Here is a 1,086-nt window from a genome sequence, read left to right on the forward strand (position 1 = left end):
GACAACGTCTTCGTCGAGCGGCTATGGCGCAGCGTTAAATACGAGGAGGTCTATCTGCGAGCCTACGAAACCGTCGGCGAGGCGCGACATTCGATCGGCCGGTATCTCGACTTCTACAATCGCGCATCAGAACACCCATCTGTCTATGTTGTTGAAGAGAAGAGGCTTTGCTGATCGGGATGCGATCCCGTGGGGTATTTGGGGTTCAGCCGTGCCCGTTCGGTGATGGATTTGGCAGCGGACATTGTGAGAGCGGCGCGGGCGAAGATCCAAGGACCATCCGACAGAGGATGGATGGCATCGATCTCGCCGGCTTCAGCGGCCAGCCGAAGCGTCTTGGGCGCGATCTTCAGGAGCTTTGCGGCGTTGCCAAGGTTGAGCCAGGGTTCGGTTCCGTCCTCGGCGGGCTTGAACACCGCGATGTGGTAGTTCGAGCGCATTGATGTGACGCGCTCGCGGGTCCAGCGATTGCCGTTGCCGGTCTTGAGGCCGTTGCGGTTGAGGATGCCGGCAATCAGGTCATCGCTGGCGATCAGCACCAGTTGACGCACGGCTTGGATGATATCGGCAGAGGTGCTGTTGCGCTGTCCGCGCCGGCGCTTGGGCAAGCGCAACTCGCTGTGGGCGCCACCCACCCAGTGGACGATGAGAACGATCTCGGAGGCCGCGTCGTGGATATCGGCCACGACCTCATGGATGAGGGTGCGCACAATGCGCTTCTTGAGGCGAGCATCCGTCGTCGGCGCATCCCAGACCGTTTTGAGGTTCGATGCCAGAACGCCGAGCGAAGCTGGATCAGCAATGGGGGCGGGCGTCGCCGCATCATGCATAGCGATCTTGCCCTCGACCTCCACCGCGTGAGCGAGCGCCCTGTTCCAGCGCGCTTCCAGCTCACTCGCCACCAGCCGGTTCGCGGGGTCAGCGGCATCGTATTGCCGGAAGGCCCGGTCGGCGGCATAGCGCGCCGCTTCGAGATCACGACTGAGAGCATCGCGCACCTGATCCCGCCGTTCCCCGGCTTCCTTGGCGGCCGCGGTTGCAGCGGCGATAGCGCCCGGACCAACGACGCCAAGCAGTGCTTCTTCG

General features: G+C 63.0%; 3 protein-coding genes. 2 read left to right on the forward strand and 1 reads right to left on the reverse strand.

What is annotated here, in order from left to right; genetic code table 11:
• Window positions 1–174, forward strand: a 174-nt coding sequence (locus tag IVA82_RS17295; RefSeq protein WP_247493431.1) for an integrase core domain-containing protein, incomplete at its 5' end; no start/stop codon positions are given.
• Here IVA82_RS17295 and IVA82_RS17300 read toward each other — a convergent pair.
• Complete coding sequence (locus IVA82_RS17300) at window positions 144–854, reverse strand: recombinase (protein WP_247493429.1); 711 nt, start codon at window positions 852–854, stop codon at window positions 144–146. The two genes, IVA82_RS17295 and IVA82_RS17300, sit on opposite strands and share 31 nt — an antisense overlap.
• 3 nt (window positions 855–857) lie before the next feature.
• Between IVA82_RS17300 and IVA82_RS17305 the strand changes: the two genes are divergently transcribed.
• A partial coding sequence (locus IVA82_RS17305; protein ID WP_247493430.1) for a hypothetical protein occupies window positions 858–1,086 on the forward strand: 229 nt, incomplete at its 3' end.

Source organism: Bradyrhizobium sp. 142 (genome assembly GCF_023074015.1).
Lineage (GTDB): Bacteria > Pseudomonadota > Alphaproteobacteria > Rhizobiales > Xanthobacteraceae > Bradyrhizobium.